1 protein-coding gene and 8 tRNA genes are annotated in these 2404 nt (G+C 43.6%); all 9 read left to right on the top strand.

All coding sequences use genetic code 11. The features are described from left to right. The first annotated feature begins 106 nt into the window (after positions 1 to 106). The 9 genes from WH45_RS08060 to WH45_RS08020 all read left to right on the top strand — a co-directional run bounded on the left by WH45_RS08060 (position 107) and on the right by WH45_RS08020 (position 2303). Positions 107 to 182: transfer RNA gene (locus WH45_RS08060), tRNA-Thr, on the top strand. A 10-nt stretch (positions 183 to 192) separates the two neighbouring features. Beyond that, positions 193 to 264 (top strand) — tRNA-Glu (locus WH45_RS08055). Between the two features lie 10 nt (positions 265 to 274). Continuing rightward, positions 275 to 350 (top strand) — tRNA-Val (locus WH45_RS08050). 20 nt (positions 351 to 370) lie between these two features. Then, a tRNA-Met gene (locus WH45_RS08045) sits at positions 371 to 444 on the top strand. 7 nt (positions 445 to 451) lie between these two features. Then, positions 452 to 527 (top strand) — tRNA-Asp (locus tag WH45_RS08040). Positions 528 to 627: 100 nt separating this feature from the next. After that, positions 628 to 702, top strand: a tRNA-Gly gene (locus WH45_RS08035). 4 nt (positions 703 to 706) lie between these two features. Next, positions 707 to 783 (top strand) — tRNA-Arg (locus WH45_RS08030). A gap of 17 nt (positions 784 to 800) precedes the next feature. Continuing rightward, positions 801 to 874: transfer RNA gene (locus tag WH45_RS08025), tRNA-Pro, on the top strand. A gap of 523 nt (positions 875 to 1397) precedes the next feature. Next, a complete protein-coding gene (locus WH45_RS08020; RefSeq protein WP_046213861.1) occupies positions 1398 to 2303 on the top strand; it encodes a PdaC/SigV domain-containing protein in 906 nt (301 codons plus the stop codon). Positions 2304 to 2404 lie beyond the last annotated feature (101 nt).

The following is a 2404-nucleotide window of genomic DNA, read 5'->3' as shown; positions in this document are numbered from 1 at the left end:
GCGCCGATGGTACTTGGACCGCAGGGTCCTGGGAGAGTAGGACGTTGCCAAGCGTTTCCCCACTGGGGATTTTTTTTTGGAAGTAGTGTGTGACTTATCTGAATACGCCGGTGTAGCTCAGTTGGTAGAGCAACTGACTTGTAATCAGTAGGTCGGGGGTTCAAATCCTCTCGCCGGCACCATTTTAATCAAGGCCCGTTGGTCAAGGGGTTAAGACACCTCCCTTTCACGGAGGTAACAGGGGTTCGAATCCCCTACGGGTCATATCATTTATGGAGACTTAGCTCAGCTGGGAGAGCATCTGCCTTACAAGCAGAGGGTCGGGGGTTCGATCCCCTCAGTCTCCACCATAGATAATTTTGTATGATGACGCGGGGTGGAGCAGTCCGGTAGCTCGTCGGGCTCATAACCCGAAGGTCACAGGTTCAAATCCTGTCCCCGCAATAGTTTTGGAACCGTGGTGTAGGGGTTAACATGCCTGCCTGTCACGCAGGAGATCGCGGGTTCAAATCCCGTCGGTTCCGCCATTTTTTTCTAGGTTATTCATTATTGAATACATAGTGGAATGACATTGATAGCCGGATTGGTTATCAATATTGTTTTTTGTAAGAAGGAATTCATTTGTTTGCGGACGTGGCTCAGCGGTAGAGCATCGCCTTGCCAAGGCGAGGGTCGCGGGTTCGATTCCCGTCGTCCGCTCCAATATGCGCCCTTAGCTCAGCTGGATAGAGCGTTTGACTACGAATCAAAAGGTCAGGAGTTCAAATCTCTTAGGGCGCGCCATTTTTATTACTGTATATCGGGATGTAGCTCAGCTTGGTAGAGCACCTGGTTTGGGACCAGGGGGTCGCATGTTCAAATCGTGTCATCCCGATTCATAAATCCAATGCAGAACATACATTGGACCGGCAAGATGTTTAAGATACACTTTTTAAAGAATAATTAGTTTACCTTCAGGTGGCTAATTTAACTTTGGAAAGTGTATTTTTTTATGATTAAGCTCAGCTATAATCGCACTGTTTAGTGGAGGACGGAGACTCTGCACTTTCAATTGAATTCTATATTCGATTAAGCAGTAGCAATAGTGCGAGTTCCAGATATAACTTCAAGTACAGCAAGCCTGGTATAACTACATTAAGAATAATTCATTTGAACAGAAGATAGATCTAAGTAGAAGAGTTGTCCTTAGGCCATGAGGGCGATTTGCAGGTAAGAGAACTGGGGCGACTGATTTGAGGGTTAGATGGATAAGAGAAGCATTCAGAGCTTTAGAACAGGAGTTAAAGGCATAGCAACAAGCGCTATCTCTCTCTTAAACGCTTTGTAAATCTTATTTACTGGTTCATTGGTACACTAGAACTTGTTAAGACCAACACATTTTAGAGGAGAGATAGACCATGAATAAGAATCAAAATACAAACAATACAAAATACCTAAAGAAAGTATCTGCTGTTGTACTGGCGACAAGTCTGGCTGTAGCTGGAGTTACATCCATCCTGCCGAGTATGCAGTCTTCTGTCTATGCCAAGAATGTTGCTTCTGTAAAATCAACGGCTGCTGCTTCCAAAACAGGCACTACCCTCTCTACAAAAGGAGCGATCATTGCAGATGGGGAAAAGATGCTTCTGCTGACTGATCTGGCCAAAGCTGTAGGAGCAACAGCCGTTCATGATTCCAAGAAAAATAGAATCGTACTGACAAAGGGCAAAACCAAAATGTGGTACGATTTGGGGAATGGATCGGTTATTGCTCGTCTGGAAGGAAGCGAGATCGGAGAGATTTATAAATCAAAAGAGATAAATGGAACAGAGCATAAGACAGGGAAAATCTATGTAACCGTCAAGGCAGTGGCTAGTCCATTTGGCTATCGCTCTGTCTGGAACAATTCGAATCATACCGTAACGCTCACCACTGAAGGTCTCAATGCACTTAACATTACACCAGCGAAATTAAACCCGGGATATACTAATGTCCATGTCATTTATCCTGTTATTTCCGGCCTCAAAAATGAAGCGGCACAAACAAAAATCAACCAGACTCTTAAAGCGCATTATGAAAATATATTGAAGTCTGGAGAAGGCAAGTCTGGCAAAATGGGAGCATCCCATTTCAAGAATACCAAAAACGAAGTTGCTGGAGATTACAAAGTGCTTTCTAACAGTGAGGGTGTCATCAGCTTCAGATTGGATAGTTACAAGTCTTCTAACGGAGACCGAGCAGCTCACTCTTCCAAAGGAATGACCTTCTCTCTGAAAGATGGCAAACTTATTCAAGAAAAAAAATTGTCTGTACTGCCTTACTAGGTTGGTGTTAATTGGCTAAATAGTGGGTTCATTTATTAACCAGCAGTATGAAATCAATATAAAAGAAATCTAATAGGGCTGCTAAATTAACATTTACAGAA

Origin of the sequence: Paenibacillus wulumuqiensis (assembly GCF_000971965.1) — a bacterium.
Taxonomy (GTDB): Bacteria; Bacillota; Bacilli; order Paenibacillales; family Paenibacillaceae; genus Saccharibacillus; species Saccharibacillus wulumuqiensis.
The sequence above is the reverse complement of the archived record's forward strand: the minus strand, read 5'-3'. Positions and strand labels throughout refer to the sequence as shown.

Coding starts and splice junctions, on each gene's coding strand:
- WH45_RS08020 (WP_046213861.1), top strand. CDS start 1,398: ATGAATAAGAATCAAAATACAAACAATACAAAATACCTAAAGAAAGTA.